Source organism: Novosphingobium sp. BL-52-GroH, from assembly GCF_044813085.1.
Taxonomy (GTDB): domain Bacteria; phylum Pseudomonadota; class Alphaproteobacteria; order Sphingomonadales; family Sphingomonadaceae; genus Novosphingobium.
Genome location: NZ_CP171149.1, coordinates 282,099 through 306,917, shown reverse-complemented (window position 1 = coordinate 306,917; position 24,819 = coordinate 282,099). Strand labels below are relative to the sequence as shown.

The following is a 24,819-nucleotide window of genomic DNA, read 5'->3' as shown; positions in this document are numbered from 1 at the left end:
GCCGCGGTCTTCGCTCGCCAGCCGTGGAGCCCACACATGCTCGGACGTTTCAAGATGGTCATAGCCGCCGCGGCGGCCTTGTTCGCTCTTCCGGGGGCGACCGCCCCGGGCGCACCGCTCGTCCCGGCGGCGGACGCCGCGCTGGCAACCGCGTGCTCGGCATTGCCCGCAACCGACTTTTCCTCGGTCGCCGATGCTCCCACGCAAGTGACTTCGGCCGCTTGGGCACCGGCCGCCCCGGGCATCCCGGCGCATTGCGCGATCATGGGCTACGTCAATCCCAACGTCGGCATCGAGCTTCACCTGCCCGCGCAATGGAACGGCAAGTTCGCGAAGATCGGCTGCGGCGGGTTTTGCGGCAATACCTACGGCGCGCGCACTTGCGCTGGCCTGCTGACCCGTGGCTATGCCTGCGTGATGAGCGACATGGGCCATCGCTCGACCGCGCTCGACGGCAAGTGGGCCTACAACAACCTGCAGGCCAAGTTCGACTTCGGCATCCGCGCCGCCCATGTCTCGACGCTGGCCGGCAAGGCGATCACCACCGCGTTCTACGGTAGCGTTCCAAGACGTGCCTACTACATGGGCTGCTCGACCGGGGGACGGCAGGGCATGATGGAAGCGCAGCGCTTCCCGAACGATTTCGACGGCATCATCGCCGGCGCTCCGGTCATCAACGAACTGGGCGATGGCCTGACCCTGATGTGGAATTCGGTCGCGACGCTGGCGAAGGATGGCACGCAGCTGTTCACCGGCGAGGACATCCGCACGATCCACCAGGCGGTCGTCGCGGCCTGCGACATGAACGACGGCGTCAAGGACGGCCTCATCGGCGATGCGCGGTCCTGCCGCTTCGATCCGGGCGTCCTGCAGTGCGCGCCGGGCGCGACCGGCGGGAAGTGCCTGAGCAGTGCCCAGGTGGCGGCCGTACGCAAGATCTATGGTGGTCCCGTGGACAGCCGGGGGCAGACGCTGTTTCCCGCCGCGGCGTTGCCGGGTTCGGAACCCAACTGGATGAACACCTACATCGGTGCCGACGGCAAGCCTTCCACGTATTACAAGTTCGTCGGCGACCTCTTCCGCTACATGGCATTCTATCCCGACGCCGGCCCGGCCTGGCAGCCGACCGATATGGACTGGGACGTCGATCCCCGCCGGCTCGACCTCGGCGAGATGTTCTTCAACGCCCAGAACCCGGACCTGCGGCGTTTCAAGGCCCATGGCGGAAAGCTGCTAGTCTATCATGGCTGGTCCGACCAGTCGGTGCTGACGCAGCCGGTGATCGACTATTACGAAACCGCGACGCGCACGATGGGTGGCCCCCAGGCGACCCGCGACTTCTTCCGCCTGTTCATGATCCCGGGCATGAACCACTGCACCGGCGGCGAAGGGGCCTACCAGGTCGACTATCTCGACTACCTCGAGAAGTGGGTCGAAAAGGGCGAGGCGCCGGACGTGCTGCTGGGCCAGCATCCCGCAGAGGGTGCACCGGTGCTCGCGCCTTTCGGCGCCGATCCGCTGCCGGCGGACCAGGTCGCCTTCTCCCGCCCGCATTTCGCCTATCCGGCGGCTGCCCGTTACGCCAAGGGCGATCCGACCAAGGCGAACAGCTTCGTCTCCCGTATTCGGAAGGAACGTTAGGCGTGGGCGACGAAAAGCCGGTCATCATGGTCGTCACGGCCGCGATCACCGATAGCGAAGCTTATGCAAGCTACATGAAGGCGCTGGTCGGGTCGGGTTTGTTCGCCCGCTATGGCGGTGTCCCGCTCGCGACCGGCGCCGTGTCCGATACGCTGGAAGGCGACTATCGGCCAGGCGAGATCACCGCACTCGTCGAATTCGCGTCTCGCGAGGCGGCGCAGGCATTCTGGGACTGTGCCGAGTATCGTGAGATCGCCCGCCTGCGCAAAACGGCAGGCGCCTTTCGCGTCGGCCTGTGGCGCAAGTTCAAGGCGCCGGCCGAGGCGGCTTGAACACGTGACTGGAAAAGATGGCCTCACGGCAGTCTTCGCCACTCCAGCCGCTTATTCCCGCCCTTTGGCTGGCGGCTCGGGATAGCTGTCCAAAGGTCAGGCGGGGGTCCCGCTCGCGTCGGCAAACGGGTGAAAAGCAGGCCATCGCCTTTGGTAGGGCCACGGTAGCGGGTGGGGACCAGGGCATACGGTTCGGTCCTGCTGTCGATCCGACAGGAATTCCTCGTAAATACCCATAAGGAAGCGGAGGCGCACCCCTCCGCTTCGCTGCTATAGCGCCAGGAAGCGATCGATCGCGGTACGGCCGGCGCCGAGGATTGCCCGCTCGTTGGTCCTGATCCGCTCGCTCGGCCCGCCGACGGCGATGACTGCCGGATGGCCGGTGCCCTTGCGTGGCAAGGCCCAGGCGATGGCACCGGTATTCTCGACGAAAAGCCCGTAGCCGATGGAATGCCCATAGGTACGCGCGCGGCGGACCTTTTCCAGCACGTTCCCCGGGTCCGCCTTCGCGCTCGAGCGGTACGTGCGGCGATTGTAGCGGCTCAACAGCCCGCTGACCTCGCGGTCCGACCGGCAGCTCAGCGCGCTGAACCCCACGGCGGACCGGAACAGGGGGGCGGGCCCGCCGACGCTGGCGGTGGGCGGCTCGACGCGACGCACCGGGCTCGCTACTTCCACGAACACCATTTGCAGATCGTTCTGGCAGCTCAGCGTGACCGTTTCACCGGTCGCGTCCTGCAACTCCCGCACCAGGCTGCGCAGTCCGCCTGGCCCGTAGCATCCCCGGTCCATCCAGGCGGCCTTCTGCGCAAGCTGGAGCGTCGGGAAGTAATCGCGCGCGATGGGATCGAAAGTCAGATAGCCCCGCTCGGCCATGCTTTTGACCAGGGAGTTGGTGCTGGAAACCGGATAGCCCAGTGCCCGGGCCACGGTCGTTGCACTGGCCGGTTTTCGCTGCTGGTCGAACCACTCGAAAATCTCGAAAACGCGTTGGACAGATTTGATGACTTCTTCGTCGTCTATGAACATGCCGATGCTCCCCGTTGGTGCCGGAGCCCGCGTTCTGCCCGCTTGACGGAGTTCTTTTACGCTGAGTCTCCGAACTGAAATGTTATGCCAACCGGCGACGCTGGCAAGCGAATTAATACATGTATGTGGGATATCGGCGCAGAAATATGCTTGATCGTTGACAGCCAGGCGTGATCGGTATGGCTTGCAATTCTCCCACAAGAAGAGTTGCTTTGCATGATCTGTTACGAAGTAGGGGATTCCTCCAGTATCGACAGCTTGACCCGCGTCGAGCGCGCGGACCCGGTTCCGGGCCCGGGCCAAGTCGTCATCGACGTGAAGGCGGCCTCGCTCAACTGGCGTGACCTGGAGATCGTCACCGGGCAGTTCTTCTTCCGCAAGCCCGATACCCGGGTTCCGGTCAGCGATGGCGCCGGCGTCGTTTCGGCGGTGGGGGAGGGCGTCACCCGTTTCGCGATCGGCGATCGGGTGACCTGCAACCACTTTTCCGACTGGATCGCCGGGCCATGGGACCCCGACGTCTATTATCCCGGAGACCTTGGCGACAACCGTGACGGCTTCCTGGCGGACAAGGCGCTGGTCCCGGCGCACTGCGTGGTCAGGCTACCGGACAACGTGTCCTTCGAGGATGCAGCCTGCCTGCCCGCCGCTGGCCTGACCGCCTGGCGCATGCTGTTCGAGATGGCGCAGATCAAGCCGTCCGACACGATCCTCACGCTCGGTACCGGCGGGGTGTCCATGTTCACCGTGCAGCTCGCCAAGCTGGGCGGTGCGCGGGTGATCGTGACGTCGTCGTCCGACGAGAAACTGGAGCTTATGCAAAGCCTCGGTGCAGACATCGGGATCAACTACCTGAGCCGTCCGGATTGGGACAAGGTGGTCATGGAGGCGACCGGAGGGCGCGGCGTCCAGAAGGTGTTCGACCATGCCGGCCCGGCCACGATGCGCCTTTCCATGCGCAGCGCCGCGCCAGGCGGGATGGTGTTCATGGTCGGTCGCACGGCCGGCGAGGTCGAGAAGCAACCCAACATCGTTGGCGCCTACCGCAAGAACCTGTCGATCCACACTCTCAGCGCGGGGCCGCGGGTGATGCTGGACGATCTCGTCCGGGCCTGGGGCTGGAGCGGCCTGAAGCCGGTCATCGGCGGGCTCTACGGCTTCGAGGAGGCGCGCGGCGCCTTCCATTTCCTCAAGTCCGGCAAGCACGTCGGCAAGGTCGTCATCCGCATAGCCGAGTGATGCAGAGGGCCGAGTGATGCAGGCGGAGGTTGCGATGGACACCGGCAGGATTGCACAAGGACCCGCGTTCCCGCCCTTGCGGCAGGGCCGCTACGTGCTGGCGGTGTTCGTCGTCGCCTACGTCCTCTCGTTCGTGGACCGCACCATTCTCACCCTGCTGGTGGATCCGATCCGCGCCAGCCTGCGGATCAGCGACGTGCAGGTCAGTCTGTTGCACGGGCTCGCCTTCGCGGTGTTCTACACCGCGCTGGGCATTCCGATCGCGCGGCTCGCCGATCGCCGCAACCGCGTGCACATCATCACCGCGGGGATCGTCCTGTGGAGCGCAATGACGGCGCTGTGCGGGACGGCGAAAAGCTTCGGGCATCTGTTTGTTTCGCGCATCGGCGTGGGCGTGGGCGAAGCGGCACTGTCGCCGGCCGCCTATTCTATCCTTGCCGACTACTTTCCGCCGGCGCGGCTGACGCAGGCACTCAGCATTTATACCGCCTCTGCCTATGTCGGGGGCGGGCTGGCGCTGATCGCGGGCGGATCGCTGATCGCACTGGTGCCCGCGGCGGACCTGCCGGTCGTCGGGCACGTCGAGCCGTGGCAGATGGTCTTCTTCATCGTCGGTCTGCCGGGGCTTGCCGTGGCGTTGCTGATGCGGACCGTGCGCGAGCCTGCCCGGATCGGCGTGCTGCGGGGCCGACGGGCCAGCGAGGGCGTGTCGCTGGGCGAGATCGCGCGGCACGTCGCGGACCGTCGCGGTGCCTATGGCCTGCTGATCGGCTCGGTCGTCGTCCATTCGCTGATGTGGAACGGCGTCGTCGCCTGGATGCCCACCTTCTTCCTGCGCAAGTTCGGGCTGTCTCCGGCGGCGGTGGGCTTCTGGGCCGGCCTGTCGCTGATGATCGCCGGCACCGTGGGCATCGTCGGCGGCGGAATGCTTGGCGCATGGTTGCGGCGACGCGGACGCGACGATGCCAACCATATCGTCCTGGTCCTTGCCAGCGTCCTCGCGCTGCCGTTCGGCTGCAGCATGACGCTGGTGGTAAGTCCCGCCCCGGCCTTCGCCCTCTACGCGCTGTTCCTGCTATTTACGAGCGCGCCTTATGGCGGGATCGTGGCGGCGCTGCAGGAGATCAGCCCCAACCAGATGCGTGCGCAGATATCGGCGATCTACCAGCTGGGCCTCAACCTCTTCGGCATCGGCACTGGCCCGACGGTAGTGGCACTCGCCAGCCAGCGCCTGTTCGGCGGCGACCTCGGTCTCGGTCATTCGATCACGGTCATCGTCGCGATCGCCGCGCCTCTGGCAGGGCTGCTGGCATGGCGTGCCGGCGCCCCCCACGCTCGTGCCATCGGCCTCATGCCAGGGGACTGACACCGATGCACCGTTTCCCTTCCATCCCGCCGAGGCAAAGGTTTTCCATGATCCATCCCCGCGCCAGCCTTCTCGCCATCATCGCCTCCCTTTGCTTTGCCGTGCCGCTCGCGGCCGAGGCCCCTCCGACTGCGCCGGTGGAGGGGATCAGGACCGAGGTGTTCCAGCTACCGGCGCCGCGCGCTGCGGCGGCGGGACCGGACAACCAGTACCTGACCGGCGCGCTTGGGGAACCTCTCGCCGGCATCCTGTATACGCCAGCACGCGGCGACAACCGATATGGCCCCGCACTGCTGTTCGTCGACGAGGGGCCCGGTTCCCACCCCGAAAACCCGCTCACCGCCTCGCGCTTCGCCGCGCAGCGCCTGGCGGCGAAGGGCTACACCACGCTCAGCATCCTGCCGCGCATGAACCGTGGTTTCATGCTCGACCGCTTCGAGGACAGCGCGCTCGACATCAGGGTCGCGATCGACTGGCTGGAGGCCAATGGCCATGAGGACATCGTGCTGGTCGGGCACGGCATGGGCGGCATGGCGATCGCCTATTACATGGCCCATTACCCCGACGCCAATGCCGACCTGCCGGGGGGCAAGCGCGTCAAGGCTGCGATCTACTTCGCACCGCCCTCCGACCGTTTCCGGCTGGAGACGGGACTGGCCGACGAGGGGCTCTACCAGCGCATGGTAGCCACCGCGCAGGCCAACGTCGCGGCAGGCAAGGGCGGTGGACCGGACCTGAGCCCGGACCCCGACAAGACCAAAGGGCTTGCTCCTGACCCGGTCATCGCCCATTATCCCTACCTGACCAGCAGCAAGTCCTTCCTCGATTATCACGGGCCGGATTCGAATGCGGTGCTCGGACCATTGCTGTCCAAGGAGACCGTGCCGTTGCTCCTGCTCGGCGGCAGCACGGACGCATGGCTTCCGGACGGGCGGCTGGAGGCGCTGAAGGCGGCGGCTACGGCATCGCCCCGCGTCGACGTGATCCGCTACGAAGGTATCGGCCACAGCTTCGAGGGGGCCTTCGACCGCTCCGCCGAGGACATCGCCCGCTGGCTCGACCAGAACGGCCTCGGCGTCAAACCCTACGTCACCACGGAAGTGGTGGCGACGCGAGCTGCCGATGGCCAGTATCTGCCCGGCACGCTCTACACGCCCGCCGCCGGTATCGACCCGACCAAGCCGGCGATCCTGCTGCAGCACGGCATGATGGGCGACAACCTGCAGTCTGCGGCGCAATGGCTGGCATGGCGGCTGGCGCAGGCCGGCTATGCGGTGCTGTCCCCCAACGTGCGCTGGGCGTCACCGCGCGGCTTCCAGCAGTCCGACGTCGTCGAGGCCGGGCAGGACGTGGGGTCCTGGATGGACTACCTGGAAACGCGCGGCATGAAGCGCGTGGTGATCGAGGGGCACTCGCTGGGCGGCATCATGGTGTCGGGCTACATGGCCTCCAGTCAGGACCCGCGCGCGGTAGGCCTGATCTTCCTGGCGCCCACGCGCGACCTTTCGAAGTATGCGGTCGATGGCATGGGCAAGGCTGCCTACGCCAAGCTCGTGAAGGAAGCGCGGACGGCTGTGGCGAAGGGCGAGGGCAACAGCCACGTCATCAACTACAAGCAATACGTCGCCGACGGCGCGCCCGGGCAGCGCTTCGGCGTCCAGCAGTTCGCTCGCGGCTGGCTCGGCTTTGCCGGACCGGGGCCGCGCGGATCGAACACCACCCAGGTTGCCAGCATCAAGGCGCCGGGGCTGATCTTCTGGGGCACCGCGGACGGCCTGATGACGCCTGAATTCATCGGCGAGATGAAGGCCGCCTACAAGGGTAAGGTCGAAGTGGTGACCATCGACAAGGGCAGCCACGGCTTCCGCGAATCCAAGAATCTCGTGGCCGATCGCACCGTCGATTGGCTGAAGCGCACTTATCCGTGAGTGAAATGTCGATGAATTCCGAAACCACCATGCCTGCATCGCGTACCGCGGAAATCCCCTTCTCCTATCGTGCGATGACCGTCGGGCGCGGCGTCAAGGCCGCCGCCACGCGCGAACCGTCCAAGATCGCGGTGCGCTTCGGCGAAGAGACGCGCAGCTACGGCGAACTGGCGGCGCGGATCGACCGCCTCGGCGCCGCCGCGCTCGACGATCTGTGCCTCGTTCCCGGCGATCGCGCCGCGATCATCGCCCGCAACCGCCTGGAATACATCGAGGTCGTCTGCGGCCTGCCGGAGGCCGGCGTGGCGGTGGCGACCGTCAACGCACGCCTTACCGTCAAAGAGATCGTCGCCATCTGCGACGATGCCGGTGCCCGCGTCGCCTTCGTCGATCCCGATCTTGTCGATGCGCTGCGTGCGGCGGATTTCGCCAGCGTCGAGCGGCTCATCGCTTTCGGCCCGGAATACGAGAGCTGGCTGGCCGGCGTGCGGGCCGAGGCGGAACTGCCCGACCTGGAGGAGTGGGACGTCTGGACCATCCCCTACACTTCGGGCACGACCGGCAAGCCCAAGGGCGTCATGGTCTCGCATCGTTCGCGCGTGTTCAATTTCGCCGGGATGGCCGCGACGTACGGCTGCTTCGGACCGGACGACCGCTTCCTCGCCCTCGCGCCGCTCAACCACGGCGGCGGGCTCGGCTTCACGATGGCCTCGCTGTTCTATGGCGGCTCGATCGAGATCCTCGACAAGTTCGAACCCGAGGTCGCCCTGCGCAAGCTCAAGTTCGGCGGCTTCACCGGCATCTTCATGGTGCCGACCCACTTCCAGATGATCTTCGAACTGCCGCAGGCGGTGCTCGACGAATGTCGTCGCCCGCCTCTGCGCACGATCATCTCCAATGCTGCGCCGCTGCCGCAGGCGATGAAGGAACGGATCGTGCCCTATTTCGGCGAAACCGTCCTGCACGAATGCTACGGTTCGACCGAAGGGGCGGTGATAGCGACGCTGCCGCCGCAGCACCAGTTGCGCAAGAACCGCTGCGTGGGCCTGCCTTTCGCCTGCACCGAAGTCAGCATCCGGGACGAGGCGGGAGAGGAGTGCCCGCCCGAGCAGGTTGGTGAACTGTTCAGCCGGTCGCCCTATCTGTTCAACGGCTACTGGAAACTCCCGGCGGAAACCCGTGCCGCCTACAAGGACGGCTGGGTCTCGGTGGGCGACATGGCCCGGCGCGATGAGGAGGGGTTTATCTATATCGTCGACCGCAAGAAGGACATGGTCATCTCCGGCGGCGTCAACATCTACCCGCGCGAAATCGAGGAAGTGCTGCTGCACCATCCGGCGATCGCCGACGTTGCGGTGGTCGGCATTCCCGACGACCGCTGGGGCGAGCGGCTCAAGGCCTTCGTGGTGCCGCGCGGCGGGATCGCGCTCACCGCCGACGACATCGCCGGCTTTTGCGCCGGCAGGCTTGCCGCGTACAAGGTCCCGCGCGATCTCACGTTGCTGGACGTCCTGCCCCGCAACACGGCGGGCAAGATCCTCAAGACAGAGCTGCGCCTGGCCTGACGCGTCAGGTCACGACGCTGCGTCTCACGCCGAAACGCCCACTCCTCGCCCGGATGCCACCCTGACCCCGCCTGCACCTTAACGCAGGCGGGGTCGTTGTTTGTCCGAGGCCGACGACCCGCCGCTGGGCGGGCATTTTCCGTCATGGAATCGGGCGGGGGAATATCCATGGCCGCCGAAGTGCCGGAAATCTCGCCTTGCTTGCCGATCATTCGTTTGATAGCGAAACGCAGTGTTCATATCAGAGACGGCGAGGCAGGGCGTGGGAATAGATCTGAAAGATCGGACGATCGTGATTAGCGGAGCCGCCAGAGGCTTGGGTGCCGCGTTCGCGCAAGCCTGCGCAGCGGCCCATGCCAGCCTCGTCGTGGTCGACATAGATGGCGAAGGTGCCGAGCGCATGGCCCAGCAGCTTCGCGACGGCGGAGTGGTCGCCGAAGCGTTCCGCACGGACGTGGCGGACCCGGCCTCGGTGGATGCCCTGGCCTCGGCCGTCGCCGATCGATTCGGTAGCATCGACGGCTTGCTCAACAACGCCGCGCTGGCGACCGGGATCGGTGGGAAGACCTTCGAGGAAATCGACCTCGATCAGTGGGATCAGGTCATGCGCATCAACGTGCGAGGGACATGGCTGATGACCAAGTCTTTCGCCCCGCTGCTGCGACGTTCCGCGAAAGGCGGGCGCGTGGTCAACCTCGCCTCCGACACCGCGCTGTGGGGCGCCCCGCGGCTGTTGCACTACGTCGCCAGCAAGGGCGCGGTCATCAGCATGACGCGCTCGCTCTCGCGCGAACTCGGAGTCGATGGTATCACGGTCAATGCCCTCGCCCCCGGCCTCGTGCGCGTCGAGGCGACGGAGTACGTGCCGGAGGAGCGCAAGGCGCTCTACGTCAGTGGTGCGGCGATCCAGCGGCCGCAGGTTCCGCAGGACACGGTGGGCGCCGCGGTATTCCTGCTCAGCGACGCCGCGGCTTTCGTTTCGGGACAGATTCTCCCGATCAACGGCGGTTTCATCTCGGCCTGACCGCTCTGCGCACGAAGGGCGAGCGACCCCGCCGGCATCCGCCGCGCGGGGCGCTCGCCGTCGCCTTCGGGATGCTAGGCTACCACGCCCTCGCGGGCCTGCCGGCCACAAAGACCATTGACAAAAGCGTCGATTCGATATTGTATCGTTATACAAACAGCGTTTGAAATACGAAACGTCAACAACAAGCCTTTCAGGGGGTTTCCCATGCGTTACCGCAATGCATTCATGAGTTCGATGCTGGCACTCACTGTCGGCACCCTGCCGCAGGTCGCCGTCGCACAGGACGTTTCCGCGCCCGCCGCCGAGAACGAAGGCCTCGGCGAGATCGTCGTCACCGCTACCAAGCGCTCCGAGGATTCGCAGAAGACCGCCACCGCGCTTCAGGTCTTCACCCCCGACCAGCTCAAGAAGAACGGCATCGCCGACGTCTCGGGCCTGACGACGGTTTCGCCCAGCCTCAACATCGGCGCCAGCTCGGGCGCGGCGTTCCTCTCGATCCGCGGCGTCGCCAGCCGCGACTTCACCGAGATCGGCGACAGCGCCATCGCGGTCAGCATCGACGACCAGTATCTGCAGCGCCCGACCGGCATCAATGCCAGCTTCTACGACCTCGAGCGCATCGAAGTGCTGCGCGGTCCGCAGGGTACGCTCTATGGCCGCAACGCCACCGGCGGCGCCGTCAACATCATCACCAAGAAGCCCACCGACCAGGTCGAGGGCTACGTCTCGGTCGAAGCGGGCAACTACGACACGATCAACGCTGATGCCGCCGTCAACCTGCCAATCGCAGAGGGCATCGCCATGCGCGCCTCCGCGGTTTCGCGCTACAACGACGGCTTCCGCAACAACGGCGATGCCGGCCGCGGCGACAGCACCAACGTCAAGGGCGGCCGCCTGCAGTTCCTGTTCACGCCGACCGATCGCCTCAAGGTCCTGGTCAGCGGCGATTACATGCATCTGGGGGGTTCGGGCGCGGTCTACGACGGCGTCAAGCTGACCACCGTGGGCGGCGTCATCACCACCACCCCCAAGGACGGTTCCTACGGCGCGACGCACTGGGACCTGAGCACCAAGGGCAAGATGGACACCACCAACCTGCGCGCGCTCGGCCGGGTGGACTACGATCTCGACTTCGCGACCGTGAGCTACATCTCCGGCTACATGAAGCAGAACCTGTACAACCGCTGGGACAACGACGGCCAGGCGGACAAGTACTACATCTATACCCGCGACGAGGTCTCCGAGGACGTCAGCCAGGAGCTGCGCGTCGCCTCGAGCAACAAGAGCGGGTTCATCTGGCAGGCCGGCCTCTACTATTTCAACGAGGACCTCAAGCTTGCCAACTTCTTCGACAACGACGTCAGCGGTTCGCCGGTCAACCTGCGCGAATATCACTATGACGTGACCACCCGTTCGAAGGCTGCCTTCGGCCAGGTTTCCTACGACCTGACCGACGCGCTGCGCGTTTCGGGCGGCATCCGCTACACCAAGGACATGAAGAGCCGTCAGGGCTACAGCTATGTCGGCAGCCTGACCCAGGACGTCACCGACGGCGTTGCCGAGCGCACTTACGCCACCGACGACACCCGCGCATCGTGGACCAAGGTCACCTGGCACGGAGGCATCGACTATACGCTGAGCCCCGAGAACCTGCTCTATGCCAAGGTCGACAGCGGCTACAAGTCGGGCGGTTTCAACAACTTCGGTCTGGGCAACTACGATCCCGAAACGCTGATCGCCTACGAGGTCGGCTCGAAGAACCGCTTCTTCGACGACAAGCTGCAGGTGAACCTCAGCGCCTTCTGGTACGACTACAAGGACCAGCAGGTCTCGCAGGTCATCGGTGCCGACACGATCGTCGTCAACGCCGGCAAGTCGCGCATCAAAGGTATCGAGGCGGAAACCGTCGCCGCGCTGGTGCAGGGTAACCGCATCGACTTCTCGGTCACGTACCTCGACGCCAAGTACCGCGATTTCTGCACGACCAAGACCGCGGCGGGCGCCTGCACCGTGAACTACGAAGGCAACTTCCTGGTCCAGTCGCCCAAGTGGTCGATCAATGCCGGCATCCAGCAGAGCTTCGCGCTGTTCGGTGGCGAGATCACCGCGCGGGCACAGACGCAGTACCGTTCGGAACAGTGGATGAGCTACTTCAACCGCAACACCGAGCGCCAGGGTAGCTACACCCGCACCGACCTCAGCCTCGAATACGTGCCGGACAACACGAACCTCTCGGTTCAGGCCTACGTTCGCAACCTTGAGAACGCCGTCGTGCTGACCGAGGCGGCGCAGAGCGGCCTCTACGGGGCGATCCGCAGCCAGTACGCTCCGCCGCGTACGTATGGAGCGCGCGTGACCTATCGCTGGTAAGCCAGCGAGGGGGCGCGGCGAAAATCCCATCCTCCTCCCAACTGCCGCGCCCCCTTCTTTCCTCACCGGAGATCGCAGATGAACCGCATGTCCTCCATCCTCGCCCTGGCCTTCGCGATGCTTTCCGCCCAGACGGCGGTGGCGCGTGTAGGGGAGGTGGCGGCGCACCAGCCCGCGATCGAGAGCCGATCCGCGCCGGTGATCGTGGAGGACGGCCTCAGGTTTCGTGATCTCGACCGTAACGGCAAGCTCGACATCTACGAGGACTGGCGGCGCACTCCGGCCGAGCGGGCCAAGGACCTGACCGCGCGGATGACGGTGCCCGAAAAGGCGGGCATGATGATGCATGCGGTGAATTCCGGCTATTTCGGACCGGGCGGCGCCGTGCTCGACCAGTTGGCCCCGCCGCCCCCGGGCGCGCTCAAGCCGCCGGTCAACGTCACCGGCGTGCCCGGCTTCGACCGGGCCGACAAGCCCAGCCCGCGCGATCTCATCGTCAATCGCAACGTGCGCTTCATCATGACTTCGCCTGGCGGCTCGCCCGCCGACGCGGCGCGCTGGGCCAATGCGCTGCAGGAAATGGCGGAAGGCACGCGGCTGGGCGTACCGATCGTGTTCAGCGCCGACCCGATCCACACGACCAATCGCCTGCCCGGCGGCGCGCTGCCGCCGCCGGACCGGGTGAAGATCACTTCCAGCTGGCCCGACCAGATCGGCCTGGCCGCCGCGCGCGATCCGGCGCTGGTCCGCCGCTTCGGTGAAATCGCCTCGGCAGAACTGCGGGCGATGGGCTTCCGGATGATCCTCAATCCGATGGCGGACGTGGTCAGCGAGCCGCGCTGGAACCGCATTCCCGGCACTTTCGGCGAAGACGCCAGGCTCAGCGGGGAATATGCGGCGCAGTTCATCCTCGGCGCGCAAGGGACGCATCTCGGTCCCGACGGAATCATGGCGACGGTCAAGCACTTCCCCGGCGACGGCCCGGTGGAGAACGGCCTCGACCCGCACAATCCCTACGGCAAGAAGCTGGTCTATCCCGGCAGGCAGTGGAAGCTGCACTACGATGCCTTTGCGCCTTCTTTCCGCGCCAACGTCGCCTTCGCGATGGGCAGCTACGGCATCCCGACCTGGCTCGACGACGTCGCCACCAACTTCTCGCGCAAGGTGATGACCGACCTGCTGCGCACCAAGATGCACTTCAAGGGAGTTGCGATCACCGACTGGATGCATGCGCAGCCGTGGGGCCTGGAAGACCAGCCCAAGATCGAGCGCGAGCGTCGCATGGTCTGGGCCGGCATCGACCAGCTCGGCGGCGAGCATGAGACGTCGTACATCATCGACCTCGTCAAGCAGGGCAAGCTCACCGGGAAGCGCATCGACGTGTCGGTACGCCGCATCCTCGAGCCGATGTTCGCGATGGGTCTTTTCGAGAACCCTTACGTCGATCCCGAAGCCGCGCTGCGCGTGGTCAAGGCGCCGGAATACGTGGCAGCCGGCGAGCTTGCCCAGCGCAAGTCCATCGTCCTGCTCAAGAACGCATCGAACGTGCTGCCGCTCGCGCAGGGGCGGAAGGTCGCGCTGGAAGGTTTCGCTGCGACGCCCAAGGCGCTGGCGGGCCAGGTGGTCGACGCGGCGGCAGCGGACGTCATCGTCGTCAAGGTCAACAGCCCGTTCCGCAACAACACCAGCGGGCAGGCCTTCTTCGTCAAGACCCACGAAGGCACGCCGGTCTTCGCCGGGGCCGACAACGCCGACGAGCTGGCGACGATCCGCAAGGCCGTCGCCACCGGCAAGCCGGTGATCGTGGCGATGAGCATGGAGCGCCCCGCCGTCCTCTCCGAGTTCGCCGATACGGTGCCCGCCATCCTCGCCACTTTCGGCTCGGACGACGCGGCGCTGGCCGATGTGCTCACCGGCGCCTTCGCCCCCACCGGCAAGCTGCCTTTCGCGCTGCCCGCCGACGCCGCCTCGGTCGAGGGACAGGCGGAGGACGTACCGTTCGACTTCGCGCGCACCGCGTATCCCTTCGGCTTCGGCCTTTCCTATCCTCCCCGGAAAAACTGACACCATGGAAGTGATCGACAACCCAATGACCGTGCCCGCCACGAGCGCCGACAACGCCCAGACCACCGTGGGCGCCCTGATCGCGCGTCTGCTCGCCCACTGGGGCGTGAGCCATGCCTTCGGCGTCATCAGCATCCACAACATGCCGATCCTCGACCCGCTGGGCGAGCAGGGCGCGATCCGCTACGTTTCGGCCCGCGGCGAAGCCGGGGCGCTCAACATGGCCGACGCGCATGCACGCGTCACCGGCAACCTGGGCGTCGCCTTCACCAGCACCGGCACGGCGGCGGGCAACGCGGCGGGGGCCATGGTCGAGGCGCTGACCGCCGGCTCGCCGGTGATGCACATCACCGGGCAGGTCGATCTCGAACACCTCGACCTCAACCGCGCCTACATCCACGAGGCGCCGGCGCAGATGCAGATGCTCAAGGCGGTGTCGAAGGCCGCCTTCCGCATCACCTCGCCCGACCAGCTGGTCGAGACGATGGTCGCCGCCGCCGAAGCCGCGCTTTCGGCGCCGACCGGCCCGGTCTCGATCGAGATCCCGGTCGACGTGCAGGCCGCCGCGATGGCGATGCCCGCCGTGCTGCCCGACCTTGCGCCCAAGCGCCCCGCCACCGACGCCGCGAAGATCGCGCAGCTTGCCGAGATGCTGGCGGCCGCGAAGAAGCCGGTGATCCTGCTGGGCGGCGGCGCGCGAGGAGCCGAGGCCGAGGCAACGGCGCTGGCGGACCTGGGTATCCCCATCGTCACCTCCACCAACGGTCGCGGCGTGGTCGACGAAACGCATCCGCTCTCGCTGGGCGCGTTCAACTGCACCGGCGACGTCCAGGCGCTCTACGACGAGGCCGACCTGATGATCGTCGCCGGATCGCGCCTGCGCGGCAACGAGACGTGGATCTACAAGCTGCGCCTGCCCTCGAAGGTCGCGGTGATCGACGCCGACGCCACCGCCGACGGCCGCAGCTACGCCAACGATCTGTTCATCCACGGCGACGTGAAGGCGACCTTCGCGGGCCTCGTCGCGGCGCTGGGCGAGACCCGCTTCGACCCCGCCTGGGGCGCAACCTTTGCCGCCGCGCGCGATGCGATGCACGCCGCCATGCGCAAGAGCCTGGGCGCCTACGACCGGCTCGTCGACGAGATCCAGGCGCGCATCCCCGCCGATGCCGCATGGGTGCGCGACGTGACGATTTCGAACTCGATGTGGGGCAACCGCTTCCTGCGCGTGGGCAACACTCGCGCCGGGGTCCACGCGGTCGGGGGCGGTATCGGACAGGGCCTGCCGATGGCGATCGGCGCGGCGTTCGGCACTCCTGGCGGCGCTTACGCGCTGAGCGGCGACGGTGGCCTGACGCTGTGCTTGGGCGAATTGGCGACGCTGGCCGAGGAAGCGCCCGACGTCACCTTCGTGCTGATGAACGACAAGGGCTACGGCGTGATCCGCAACATCCAGGACGTCGAATACGGCGGCCGCCGCCACTTCTCGAACATCCGCGTGCCCGACTTCGCGATGGTCGCCGGCTCGCTCGGCCTGCGCCATGAAAAGGTGAGCGACATCGCCGAAGTGGGCGCCGCGCTCGATCGTGCCCGTTCGCAGCCCGGCCCGGCCGTGGTAGAAATCGACATGCTCTCGATCGGCACATATCCGCAGGCCTTCGCCGGCCCGCCGCGCAAGGACTGACCGGACGTGGCAAGCAAACCCGCCTTGCGTATCGGCCTGATCGGCGACGGCGGCATCTCGCGCGCGGTGCGCGAGGCGCTGGGCGCAGGGCCACGAGTGGTCGGCATCCTCGCGCGCTGCCCGCGCGAGGGGCTGGACGAGGACTTGCGGGTCGAAACCGTCGACGACCTTCTCGCCCGCAAGCCCGACGTCGTCGTCGAGTGCGCGGGGCACGAGGCGGTGCGCTGCTATGGGGCGCAAGTGCTCCGGGCCGGGCTGCCGTTGATGATCGTCTCGACCGGCGCGCTGGCAGACGCGGACCTTGCAGTGGTGCTCGGCGCGGCGGCCGAGGAGGGGAGCGCGCAGCTCATCCTCGCCTCGGGCGCGATGGCCGGGATCGAAGGGCTTTCGGCGGCGCGGCTCGGCGGGCTCGACCGGGTGCGCTACGTCGGCCGCAAGCCGGCGCTGGCCTGGCGCGGGACCCCGGCCGAGCAACTGCTCGACCTGGCCGCGATCGCCGAGCCGCAGGTGTTCTTCCGCGGCCATGCCCGCGAGGCGGCACTGGCGTACCCCAAGAACTCCAACGTCGCCGCCACCGTGGCGCTGGCGGGCATCGGCTTCGACCTGACCGAAGTGGAGCTGGTGGCCGACCCGACGATCGCCACCAACGTCCACGAACTGCGCTTCGAAGGCGCCGACGGCTCGTTCGAAGTGCGCATCGCCGGGGCGCCGTCTGCCGCCAATCCCAAGACGTCCGCGCTCACCGCACACAGCATCGTGCGCCTGCTTCACGGCATGGCCGCACCGATCGTCATCTGAGACCGTCCATGACCCAGCTCCTTCGCGTCGACGCCGTCGACTTCAGCCACATCTGCGTCGGCGGCCAGTGGCGCCCCGGTGCCGGCGGCACCCGGCCGAGCATCGACCCCACCGACGGCAGCCACGTCGCCGACTACGGCATCGCCGGGATCGAGGACGTCGAGCAGGCGGTGGCGATGGGCCGGGCTGCCGTCGCGGATCCTGCCTGGCGCGATCTCAGACCGCACGAGCGCGCCCGCATTCTTTACCGCATAGGCGAGGCGATCGAGGCCCACGTCGACGCCATCGCCGCGCTGCAGACCCGCGATACCGGCAAGACGCTGGGCGAGACCCGTGCGCTGGCGCTCTCGGCGGCGGGGACGTTCCGCTACGTCGCCGCGACGCTCGAAACGCTTGACGAGGAACTGACGGCGCCGCGCGGGCCTTGGGTTACGATGTCGGTGCACGAGCCGATCGGCGTGGTCGCGGCGATCACGCCCTGGAATTCCCCGATCGCGAGCGACGCCCAGAAGGTCGCACCCGCGCTCGCGGCGGGGAATGCGGTGATCCTCAAGCCCGCCGAGTGGACCCCGCTGGTCTCGCTGTTCTTCGCGCGGCTCGCCTATGGTGCCGGGCTGCCCGAGGGGCTGCTGTCGGTGCTCCCCGGCCCCGGCTCGATCGTCGGCGACGCGCTGGTGCGCCATCCCGGTGTCGGCAAAGTCGCCTTCACCGGCGGCACCGTCACCGGCCGCCGCATCGCCGCGATCGCGGGCGAGAAGCTGATGCCGGTCTCGCTGGAACTCGGCGGCAAGTCGCCCACCATCGTCCTGCCCGACGCCGACCTCGACGAAGCAGTGGCGGGCGTGCTCTACGGTGTGTTCAGCTCCACCGGGCAGTCGTGCATCGCCGGCTCGCGGCTGTTCGTGCATGAAAGCGTGCGCGACAGCTTCGTCGCACGCCTCGTCGAGCGCGCGCGGGCGCTGCGCCTCGGCCGGGGCGACGCGCCGGGCACGCAGATGGCGCCGATGGTCGCCCACGCCCACCGCGACAAGGTCGCCGCGATGGTCGAGGGCGCGGTGGCGGCCGGCGCGCAAGTGCTGTGCGGCGGCCATGCGCCCGAGGGCGAGGCTTTCGCGGACGGTGCCTGGTTCCTTCCCACGATCCTCACAGGCGTCGCCAACACCGACCCGATCTGCCGCGAGGAAATCTTCGGCCCGGTGCTGGTCGTGCTGCCCTGGCGCGACGAGGAGGACCTTGTCGCCCAGGCCAACGATAGCGAATACGGCCTCGCCTGCGGCATCTGGACGCGCGACTACAAGGCCGCCTGGCGTATCGCCCGCCGGATCGAGGCGGGCACCGTCTGGATCAACACCTACAAGCAGTTCAGTTCCTCCACCCCCTTCGGCGGCGTCAAGGCCAGCGGCATGGGGCGCGAGAAGGGGCGGCGCTGGGTGCAGTCGTACATGAACCAGAAAGCGATTTACTGGGGAATGTCGCCAGAGCCGATAGGCTGGGGTTGATCGGCGGGGGTTTGCAGGTCAAAGAATTGGCCACCCGTTTTGCAATCGAGACACGATGACCGAATCCAAAACTTCGCCGGAAATCGACGAACGCTACATCGTGCCCGGCCTCGTGAGGGGTCTTCAGGTCCTCCAGAGCTTTACCCGCGAACGCCAGGAACAGACCGTCGCCGAGGTGGCGCGGCAGATCGGCACCACCCGCTCCACGGCTTTTCGCCTCGTCTATACGCTTGAAAACGCGGGTTATCTGCGTCGCGTGGCGGACGGCAAGCGCTACCAGCTCGGCAGCCGCGTTTTGGAATTGGGGTACAGCTTCCTCGCCGGCAAGGACCTGATCGAAGTCGCCAACCCGATCCTGGCGCGGCTGCGCGACGATACCGGCACGTCGACGCACCTGGTCGTGCGCGAGGGGCGCGAGGCGGTGTACATCGCGCGCTTCCAGGGCAACACCAGCCTCATCAGCGCGGTCACCGTCGGCTCGCGCCTTCCCGCGCACGCGACCGCGCCCGGCCGGGTCCTGCTGGCGCATATGAGCTTGTCGGACGTGGTCAGCCTCTACGACAAGTTCGAGTTCGTCACTTATACCTCCGCGACGCCGGTGAGCATGGGCGATCTCGTCACCCTCGTCGAAGGCGACCGCAAGCGCGGCACGGTGGTGAGCTGGGGCTTCTACGACCAGAACGTGGCCAGCGTGGCGGTGCCGGTCTACAATGCCTCGGGCGAAGTAGAGGCGGCGATCTCGATCAGTTGCCCGATCAACACGTTCGACCGCGAAACCTTCGAGGGCCGTATCTCCACCCAGGTCGAGCGCGCCGGCATGGAGATTTCCCGCGGACTGGGCTACCGCGCCGGGCAGGGCTGAGGGCGGCGCGATCCTCCCCGTCGCTTGGCGACAGGGAGGGTTTTTCACACCAGGTCCGCGCCTACTCCAGCGCGCACCGCATCGCGCAAGCGGCGCAGGAACTTGAGCGTCGCCTCGGCGGGATGCTCGGCGCGTTCGTGCAGGACGCGGATGCCCCATTGGCTCAGCACCATCTGCTGCACCGGGTCCTGCCTGGGAGAGAACACGTAGGACGGCGGCCGATCCCGCTCGCGCCCCGATTCCTTCCACATCTCCCACAAGCGGTAAAGCAGCATGCGGATGTTGAGGTCCGACATCGAATAGCCCAGGAACAGCAGCGTGCGCCCCATCGCGTCAGCCTTGAACTTGATGTCGAGCGGGGAATCGAAGGCGAGGCGCTTGAAGTAGTCGGTCTCGGCGAGGACGAGCGATTCGTCGTCGTCGAAGTCGCCGTGGAACTTGACGATCTGCGGCAGGCCACGCTCGGCGTTGACGATGTCGCTGGTGTTTGCGACCTTGACGAAATCGCGGCCATGGGCCTGGTAGGCGATCTCGAGGTTGTTGTCGTAATTGGTGGTGTAGACGAGCGGGAAGTCGAGATCGACGATGATCTCGTGGATCTCCGATTCCTTGATCCGTTCGCCCGAGATCGACCAGGTGCGGTCCATCCAGCTGCGCAGGGGGCCGATGCTACCGTTCTTGAGGCGATAGTATTCGGACAGCGTCTGGTAGGTCCAGCCCGAGGCGTGGGGATGGTCGTCCAACCCCAGCTCGCGCTTCATGTGCGCGATCAACTGGTCCCACGATGGCAGGCCCACGCTCATCGAGAGGCCCGCGCCCGCGAACAGCAGCACGCGCCGGTCGCGCACCGCGGCGGCGAGCATCTCGAAGTTGGCGACCATCATGCGCGGTGTCTCGCAAGGTCTGTGGCCCGCCCGCCGACGGGAAGCAGCGCAAGAGCAAGGCAGGCGGCGGCCATGAGGGCGGTGGCGATCGTCATGACCGCGCTATAGCCTCCGCTGGCGTCGCGCACGAAGCCGAAAAGCGCCGGGCCGATCGACGAGCCGACGAGGAACGCGGCGAGCAGGTAGCCGTAGATCGCGGCGAAGGCGCGCTGGCCGAAGTAGCGGCTGATGAACAAGGCGATGACGTCGCTCTCGGCCCCGAAGCCCAAGCCGATGGTCAGCGCGACGAGCACCAGCATCGGCAGTCCCGCGCTGGCGCCGACGGTGGCGGCGAGCACGAAGCCGGCGGCCGAGCAGGCGAAGAAGGCGATGGCGACGCGCGGCACCGGGAAGTGGTCCGCGAGCCAGCCCACGAGCACGCGCCCGGCGATCGTCGAGAGGCCGTAGGCCGAGGCAACGGCGGCGGCCTGCCCGGTCGACAGCCCCCGGTCGAGCGCGAGCAGCGCGATGTGCGGGACGATCCCGGTCAAGGCCACCGAGGCGAGCAGGATGGCCGCGGCCATCAGCGCGAACTCGCGCGTGCGGCGGGCCTCGGCGAGGGTCAGGCCGGGCACCGCAAGGATCGTGCCGGCGGTGTCGAGCCGGGCGGGCATGTCGGGGGCAGGGCGGGCCAGCGCGAGGTTGCAGGCGAATGGCACCACTATGACCAGCACCGCCAGCAGCGAGAGCGCCACCCGCCATTCGTACCCCGCCAGCAACGCCCCGGCGACCAGCGGCATGACCACGTAGCCGACGCCGAGCCCCGCCGCGGCGATGCCGATGGCCAGGCCCCGGTGCTGGACGAACCAGCCGGTGATGAGCTTGGAATAGGAGATGCTCTGAGTCGCCACGGTGGTCGCCCCCCAGGCGAAGGCGATGGCGTAGAAGGCGGTCAGGCTGCCGGCGAGCCAGGCCAGCGCCGGGAAACCGAGCGCGAGGGCGACCATCGCCGGGAACAGCAGGCGGCGCACGCCGTGGCGGTCGAGCAGCGCGCCGGTCAGCGGGGAGACGAGCACGCCCGCCACGTTGAAGCAGGTCAGCGCCAGCATGATCGCGCCCCGGCTCCAGCCGTGTTCGGCCGCGAAGTGGGGAGCGAACAGGCCGAACGTGCCGAAAATCATCGGACCGGGGCTGAAGGCGAGGCCGACGACCGCGGCCGCCAGGACCTTCCAGCCGGGATAGGCGGCGCGGGTTTCGGCGCCCCGCTCGGATCGGACACGGTCATGGTCGGGCATCGGCGACATAGGGGCGACCTCATCAATGTATCATAATTGAGACGGATCATTCTTATGCAAAACACTTTACCGTGGAAAGCGGCAATTATGTTTCGGTTCGAGATTCATTCTGGTCCTGCTTGACAGTGGAATAGGCTTAGGGCACGAATCCCACATCGTAGACAGTGTTTTGCATATCAAACAAATTAGGATTGCGATGCGGTATAACGTCTATCTTGCCGAGACCGGCGACGCCAAGGGCGGCGGCCGCTACATCGAAGAACCCGCCCAGGTCGAGAACATCGTGTTCCAGACCCGCGCCGGACCGCTCGACGCGTTCGAGGACGCTTTGGCGCTCGCCATGACCGCCGCCTTCGATGCCGGCGCCTTCGAGTTTTCGGAGTTGGTCACCAGCCTGAACGCCGCCGGCAGCCTTGATCGCGACGGCGCGGCCTGGACCGAAGCCACCCTCGACGCCGAACTCGACCGGCTCGGTCAGGCATTGTTCCAGACAATACCGGCAGCAGGGGAGATCGCCGCATGAGCCCGCTCGCCGAACAGCGCCTCAACGCAGGTCTGCACAATTTGTGGTATCCGGTCGCGCCGAGCTGGATGCTGGGCGCTGCCCCGCTAGGGCTCACCCGCCTGTCGCAGCGCATCGTGCTGTGGCGCGACGGCGAGGGCGGGATCAAGGTCATCGACGACCGATGCCCGCATCGCGGCGCGCGCCTGTCGATGGGCTGGAACCTGGGCGACCGGGTGGCCTGCTGGTATCACGGCGTCGAGGTTAACGGCGAAGGCCGGATCGAGGATATTCCCGCGCTGGCCAAGTGCGTGATGAAGGGCCGTCAGCTCAACCGCGCCTTCCCGGCGGTGGAGCGCGCCGGCACCATCTTCGTGTGGTTCGGCGAGGGCGAGCCCGCGCCACTCGAACTGCCCGAGGAGATTTCCGGCGGCGAATGGGCCGACATCCTGTGCACCGCGCACTGGAACTGCAACTGGCGCTATGCGGTCGACAACGTCATGGACCCGATGCACGGCGCGTACCTGCACGCACAAAGCCACTCGATGGCCGAAGGCGACAAGACCGCGACGATGCGCGCCCGCGACACCGACGCGGGCTTCGTCTTCGAGAAGACCAATCAGACCGGCGTGAATTTCGACTGGACCGAAGTGGGCATGACCGGTGCGCTGTGGCTGCGCCTGTCCATCCCCTACGGCAAGTCCGCCGGGCCGGGCGGCTCGTTCGGCATCGTCGGCATGGTCGTGCCGGTGGACGAGACGAGCTGCCGCGTGTTCTTCTGGCGCTGCCGCAAGGTTTCGGGCTGGCAGCGCAACGCGTGGAAGTTCCTCTACCGCGCGCGCCTGGAATCGCTGCACTGGGACGTGCTGGAACAGGATCGCCTGATCCTGGAAGGCATGGACGACAAGGCCCGCCTGCGCGAAGCGCTCTACGCCCACGACGGCGGCATCGTGCGCCTGCGCCGCTTGCTGGACCAGGCCGCCGAGGCCGAAGTCGCGGTGTCCGCCTGCGAGCACGAAAAGGCCTGAGCCATGGCCGAATCCTCCCTCGAACGCGGCGTCGCGGTGCTGCGCCAGTTCGGGCGCGACCGCCCTACGCTGGCCGCGACCGAGCTTGGCGCCGCGCTCGGCATCCCGCGTTCCAGCCTGCACCGGCTGCTGGGCGAGATGGTCGACCTCGGCCTGCTGCGCCGCACCGGCGATGCGCGCTATGCGCTCGACGCCGGGGTGCTGCTGCTGGGCCACGCGTGTCTCGCCTCGCACGATATCGCGACGCTCGCCGGCCCGGTGCTCCACGATTTGTGCGCTCGGACCGGGTGGACCACCAACCTCGCCGTGCGGCAGGGCGCCTCGATCGTCTACCTCGCACGGTGCCGGGGCACCGGCGCGGTGACCGAGAACGTCTCGGTCGGCACCTCGCTGCCGGCGGACGCGACGCTGATGGGGCGGCTGCTGCTGTCCGACATGGCGGTGGAGGACTTGCGTGCGCTCTATGACGGCCACGTCTTCGGCGACCGCGGCGACGCCGTGCCCGGCTCGCTCGCGGCGCTCGAATCGCAACTGCGCGACGACCGCGCGGCGGACTGCCTGGTGAGCGAAGGTTACTACGAGAGCGGCCTAGCGGTCGTCGCGGCGCCGGTGCGCGAAAGCGGCGGGCGTATGGTCGCGGCGATCAACGCGACCTGCGCGGGCACCGATGCGCTCGATGCGCAGCGGGTCCGCCCGGCAGTGATCGAGGCGGCGGCCAAGCTTACGGCGCTGCTTGGCGCCCAGCCGGGACTGCACAATATGACCAATGGAGAACGGGCATGGGCCTGAATAATGGCGGCTTGACCGGCATCGACGCCGTCGAATTCGCGACCACCGACCTCGCCGAAGCGGCGCGCTTCCTCGACGATTGGGGCCTTGCCGAAGCGGGCAGCGATGCCACCGCGCTGCGCCGGGTGACACGCGATGGAACGCAAGTCGAAGTGCGTCACTGCGACGATCCCGCACTCGCGCCCGGCGTCGAGCCCGGCGCCACTTTGCGCGCCGTGACCTGGGGCCTCGCCACGGCGGCGGACCTCGACGCGCTCGCCGAACGCCTCGGCGATGCCGAGCGCCACGCGGACGGCACTCTCAGCCTGCGCGATCCTACCGGATTCACCCACCGCTTCCGCCTGCGTCAGCGCGGCGAAGTGGCGGCCGACCTCCAGCTCGTGAACGGGCCGGGCCAGGCCAATCGCGTCGATGCGCGCTCGACCATCTACACCAGGCCCAGCCCGATCGGCGTAGGCCACGTCGTCCTGTTCGTCGAGGACCTCGACGCCACGCTCGATTTCTTCACCCGCCGCCTCGGCTTCGTGGTGAGCGACGCCTACCCCGGCCACGCCGCGTTCCTGCGCTGCCGCACCCCCGGCCCGCACCACGATGCCTTCGTGCTGCGCCGCCCCGGCAAGCCCGGCGTCAACCACGTGGCCTTCACCGTGAGCAACATCCACGAGGTGTTCGGCAGCGGCCTGGCGATGAGCGCGAAGGGCTGGCAGACCGACATCGGACCCGGCCGCCATCCGATATCCTCGGCCTATTTCTGGTACATCCGCAGCCCGATGGGCGGCTCCTGGGAATTCTACGCCGACGACGACTACTGCACCGAGAACTGGGTGCCGAGCGACTTCGAGCGCAAGCCCGAGCTGTTCGCCGAATGGGCGATCGCCGGCGGCATCGACGGCAACACCCGCCGCCAGGCGCGCGGCGCCTGACCTTATCAAATCTGG

Annotated in this window: 20 protein-coding genes; 17 read left to right on the top strand and 3 right to left on the bottom strand. The window is 67.3% G+C overall.

The genetic code is table 11. From position 1 onward, the window contains the following. The first annotated feature begins 36 nt into the window (after window positions 1–36). The gene (locus ACFFDA_RS01385) at window positions 37–1,641 is read left to right on the top strand and encodes a tannase/feruloyl esterase family alpha/beta hydrolase (RefSeq protein ID WP_404477804.1); all 1,605 of its coding nucleotides are present in this window, start codon (window positions 37–39) and stop codon (window positions 1,639–1,641) included. Window positions 1,642–1,643: 2 nt separating this feature from the next. Beyond that, the gene (locus ACFFDA_RS01380; RefSeq protein ID WP_404477803.1) at window positions 1,644–1,973 is read left to right on the top strand and encodes a DUF1330 domain-containing protein; all 330 of its coding nucleotides are present in this window, start codon (window positions 1,644–1,646) and stop codon (window positions 1,971–1,973) included. 270 nt (window positions 1,974–2,243) lie between these two features. On the opposite strand, the gene ACFFDA_RS01375 is transcribed toward ACFFDA_RS01380, so the two are convergent. Then, entirely contained in the window at window positions 2,244–3,002 is a 759-nt protein-coding gene (locus ACFFDA_RS01375) for an IclR family transcriptional regulator (protein ID WP_404477802.1), read from the bottom strand. Between the two features lie 216 nt (window positions 3,003–3,218). On the opposite strand from ACFFDA_RS01375, the gene ACFFDA_RS01370 reads away from it, so the two are divergent. The 11 genes from ACFFDA_RS01370 to ACFFDA_RS01320 all read left to right on the top strand — a co-directional run bounded on the left by ACFFDA_RS01370 (window position 3,219) and on the right by ACFFDA_RS01320 (window position 19,404). Then, window positions 3,219–4,241 (top strand): NAD(P)-dependent alcohol dehydrogenase, encoded by a 1,023-nt coding sequence (locus ACFFDA_RS01370; protein ID WP_404477801.1) that lies wholly within the window; start codon window positions 3,219–3,221, stop codon window positions 4,239–4,241. A gap of 34 nt (window positions 4,242–4,275) precedes the next feature. Then, window positions 4,276–5,607, top strand: a complete 1,332-nt coding sequence (locus tag ACFFDA_RS01365; RefSeq protein WP_404477800.1) for a spinster family MFS transporter — start codon at window positions 4,276–4,278, stop codon at window positions 5,605–5,607. 47 nt (window positions 5,608–5,654) lie between these two features. After that, window positions 5,655–7,535, top strand: coding sequence for an alpha/beta hydrolase family protein (locus tag ACFFDA_RS01360; RefSeq protein ID WP_404477798.1), 1,881 nt, complete (start codon window positions 5,655–5,657; stop codon window positions 7,533–7,535). A gap of 11 nt (window positions 7,536–7,546) precedes the next feature. Beyond that, window positions 7,547–9,100, top strand: a complete 1,554-nt coding sequence (locus ACFFDA_RS01355) for a class I adenylate-forming enzyme family protein (protein WP_404477797.1) — start codon at window positions 7,547–7,549, stop codon at window positions 9,098–9,100. A gap of 232 nt (window positions 9,101–9,332) precedes the next feature. Continuing rightward, window positions 9,333–10,124, top strand: a complete 792-nt coding sequence (locus ACFFDA_RS01350; RefSeq protein ID WP_404477796.1) for an SDR family oxidoreductase — start codon at window positions 9,333–9,335, stop codon at window positions 10,122–10,124. A 207-nt stretch (window positions 10,125–10,331) separates the two neighbouring features. Beyond that, window positions 10,332–12,497 (top strand): TonB-dependent receptor, encoded by a 2,166-nt coding sequence (locus ACFFDA_RS01345; RefSeq protein ID WP_404477795.1) that lies wholly within the window; start codon window positions 10,332–10,334, stop codon window positions 12,495–12,497. Window positions 12,498–12,575: 78 nt separating this feature from the next. Beyond that, a complete protein-coding gene (locus tag ACFFDA_RS01340; RefSeq protein ID WP_404477794.1) occupies window positions 12,576–14,561 on the top strand; it encodes a glycoside hydrolase family 3 protein in 1,986 nt (661 codons plus the stop codon). Between the two features lie 4 nt (window positions 14,562–14,565). Beyond that, on the top strand, window positions 14,566–16,245 hold the full coding sequence (locus tag ACFFDA_RS01335) for a thiamine pyrophosphate-binding protein (protein WP_404477792.1): 1,680 nt from the start codon (window positions 14,566–14,568) through the stop codon (window positions 16,243–16,245). Window positions 16,246–16,251: 6 nt separating this feature from the next. Continuing rightward, the gene (locus ACFFDA_RS01330) at window positions 16,252–17,043 is read left to right on the top strand and encodes an aspartate dehydrogenase (RefSeq protein ID WP_404477790.1); all 792 of its coding nucleotides are present in this window, start codon (window positions 16,252–16,254) and stop codon (window positions 17,041–17,043) included. An 8-nt stretch (window positions 17,044–17,051) separates the two neighbouring features. After that, complete coding sequence (locus tag ACFFDA_RS01325; RefSeq protein ID WP_404477789.1) at window positions 17,052–18,542, top strand: aldehyde dehydrogenase; 1,491 nt, start codon at window positions 17,052–17,054, stop codon at window positions 18,540–18,542. A 55-nt stretch (window positions 18,543–18,597) separates the two neighbouring features. After that, complete coding sequence (locus ACFFDA_RS01320; RefSeq protein WP_404477788.1) at window positions 18,598–19,404, top strand: IclR family transcriptional regulator; 807 nt, start codon at window positions 18,598–18,600, stop codon at window positions 19,402–19,404. Between the two features lie 44 nt (window positions 19,405–19,448). Here ACFFDA_RS01320 and ACFFDA_RS01315 read toward each other — a convergent pair whose 3' ends face one another. Together ACFFDA_RS01315 and ACFFDA_RS01310 are read right to left on the bottom strand one after the other, a co-directional pair. Beyond that, window positions 19,449–20,288, bottom strand: coding sequence for an SIR2 family NAD-dependent protein deacylase (locus tag ACFFDA_RS01315; protein WP_404477787.1), 840 nt, complete (start codon window positions 20,286–20,288; stop codon window positions 19,449–19,451). Further along, window positions 20,285–21,571 (bottom strand): MFS transporter, encoded by a 1,287-nt coding sequence (locus ACFFDA_RS01310; protein ID WP_404477786.1) that lies wholly within the window; start codon window positions 21,569–21,571, stop codon window positions 20,285–20,287. Before ACFFDA_RS01310 ends, ACFFDA_RS01315 begins: the two co-directional genes overlap by 4 nt. Before the next feature lie 187 nt (window positions 21,572–21,758). Here ACFFDA_RS01310 and ACFFDA_RS01305 point away from each other — a divergent pair, with 187 nt between their 5' ends. The 4 genes from ACFFDA_RS01305 to ACFFDA_RS01290 are packed head-to-tail and all read left to right on the top strand — an operon-like array spanning window position 21,759 to window position 24,804. Further along, window positions 21,759–22,085: a recombinase-like helix-turn-helix domain-containing protein gene (locus ACFFDA_RS01305; RefSeq protein ID WP_404477785.1), complete on the top strand. Its 327-nt coding sequence runs from the start codon at window positions 21,759–21,761 to the stop codon at window positions 22,083–22,085. Continuing rightward, complete coding sequence (locus tag ACFFDA_RS01300) at window positions 22,082–23,092, top strand: Rieske 2Fe-2S domain-containing protein (protein WP_404477784.1); 1,011 nt, start codon at window positions 22,082–22,084, stop codon at window positions 23,090–23,092. Before ACFFDA_RS01305 ends, ACFFDA_RS01300 begins: the two co-directional genes overlap by 4 nt. Window positions 23,093–23,095: 3 nt before the next feature. Further along, window positions 23,096–23,881 carry an IclR family transcriptional regulator gene (locus ACFFDA_RS01295; protein ID WP_404477783.1) on the top strand — a complete coding sequence of 262 codons (786 nt, stop codon included), beginning with the start codon at window positions 23,096–23,098 and terminating at the stop codon, window positions 23,879–23,881. Beyond that, entirely contained in the window at window positions 23,872–24,804 is a 933-nt protein-coding gene (locus ACFFDA_RS01290; RefSeq protein WP_404477782.1) for a VOC family protein, read from the top strand. Before ACFFDA_RS01295 ends, ACFFDA_RS01290 begins: the two co-directional genes overlap by 10 nt. Window positions 24,805–24,819 lie beyond the last annotated feature (15 nt).

Excerpts from the sequence above, each read along its gene's own strand:
- ACFFDA_RS01295 (WP_404477783.1), top strand. The coding sequence starts at position 23,096 with ATGGCCGAATCCTCCCTCGAACGCGGCGTCGCGGTGCTGCGCCAGTTC.
- ACFFDA_RS01325 (WP_404477789.1), top strand. The coding sequence starts at position 17,052 with ATGACCCAGCTCCTTCGCGTCGACGCCGTCGACTTCAGCCACATCTGC.
- ACFFDA_RS01355 (WP_404477797.1), top strand. The coding sequence starts at position 7,547 with ATGAATTCCGAAACCACCATGCCTGCATCGCGTACCGCGGAAATCCCC.
- ACFFDA_RS01300 (WP_404477784.1), top strand. The coding sequence starts at position 22,082 with ATGAGCCCGCTCGCCGAACAGCGCCTCAACGCAGGTCTGCACAATTTG.
- ACFFDA_RS01320 (WP_404477788.1), top strand. The coding sequence starts at position 18,598 with ATGACCGAATCCAAAACTTCGCCGGAAATCGACGAACGCTACATCGTG.
- ACFFDA_RS01345 (WP_404477795.1), top strand. The coding sequence starts at position 10,332 with ATGCGTTACCGCAATGCATTCATGAGTTCGATGCTGGCACTCACTGTC.
- ACFFDA_RS01365 (WP_404477800.1), top strand. The coding sequence starts at position 4,276 with ATGGACACCGGCAGGATTGCACAAGGACCCGCGTTCCCGCCCTTGCGG.
- ACFFDA_RS01340 (WP_404477794.1), top strand. The coding sequence starts at position 12,576 with ATGAACCGCATGTCCTCCATCCTCGCCCTGGCCTTCGCGATGCTTTCC.
- ACFFDA_RS01310 (WP_404477786.1), bottom strand. The coding sequence starts at position 21,571 with ATGTCGCCGATGCCCGACCATGACCGTGTCCGATCCGAGCGGGGCGCC.
- ACFFDA_RS01375 (WP_404477802.1), bottom strand. The coding sequence starts at position 3,002 with ATGTTCATAGACGACGAAGAAGTCATCAAATCTGTCCAACGCGTTTTC.
- ACFFDA_RS01290 (WP_404477782.1), top strand. The coding sequence starts at position 23,872 with ATGGGCCTGAATAATGGCGGCTTGACCGGCATCGACGCCGTCGAATTC.
- ACFFDA_RS01335 (WP_404477792.1), top strand. The coding sequence starts at position 14,566 with ATGGAAGTGATCGACAACCCAATGACCGTGCCCGCCACGAGCGCCGAC.
- ACFFDA_RS01370 (WP_404477801.1), top strand. The coding sequence starts at position 3,219 with ATGATCTGTTACGAAGTAGGGGATTCCTCCAGTATCGACAGCTTGACC.
- ACFFDA_RS01360 (WP_404477798.1), top strand. The coding sequence starts at position 5,655 with ATGATCCATCCCCGCGCCAGCCTTCTCGCCATCATCGCCTCCCTTTGC.
- ACFFDA_RS01305 (WP_404477785.1), top strand. The coding sequence starts at position 21,759 with ATGCGGTATAACGTCTATCTTGCCGAGACCGGCGACGCCAAGGGCGGC.
- ACFFDA_RS01385 (WP_404477804.1), top strand. The coding sequence starts at position 37 with ATGCTCGGACGTTTCAAGATGGTCATAGCCGCCGCGGCGGCCTTGTTC.
- ACFFDA_RS01315 (WP_404477787.1), bottom strand. The coding sequence starts at position 20,288 with ATGATGGTCGCCAACTTCGAGATGCTCGCCGCCGCGGTGCGCGACCGG.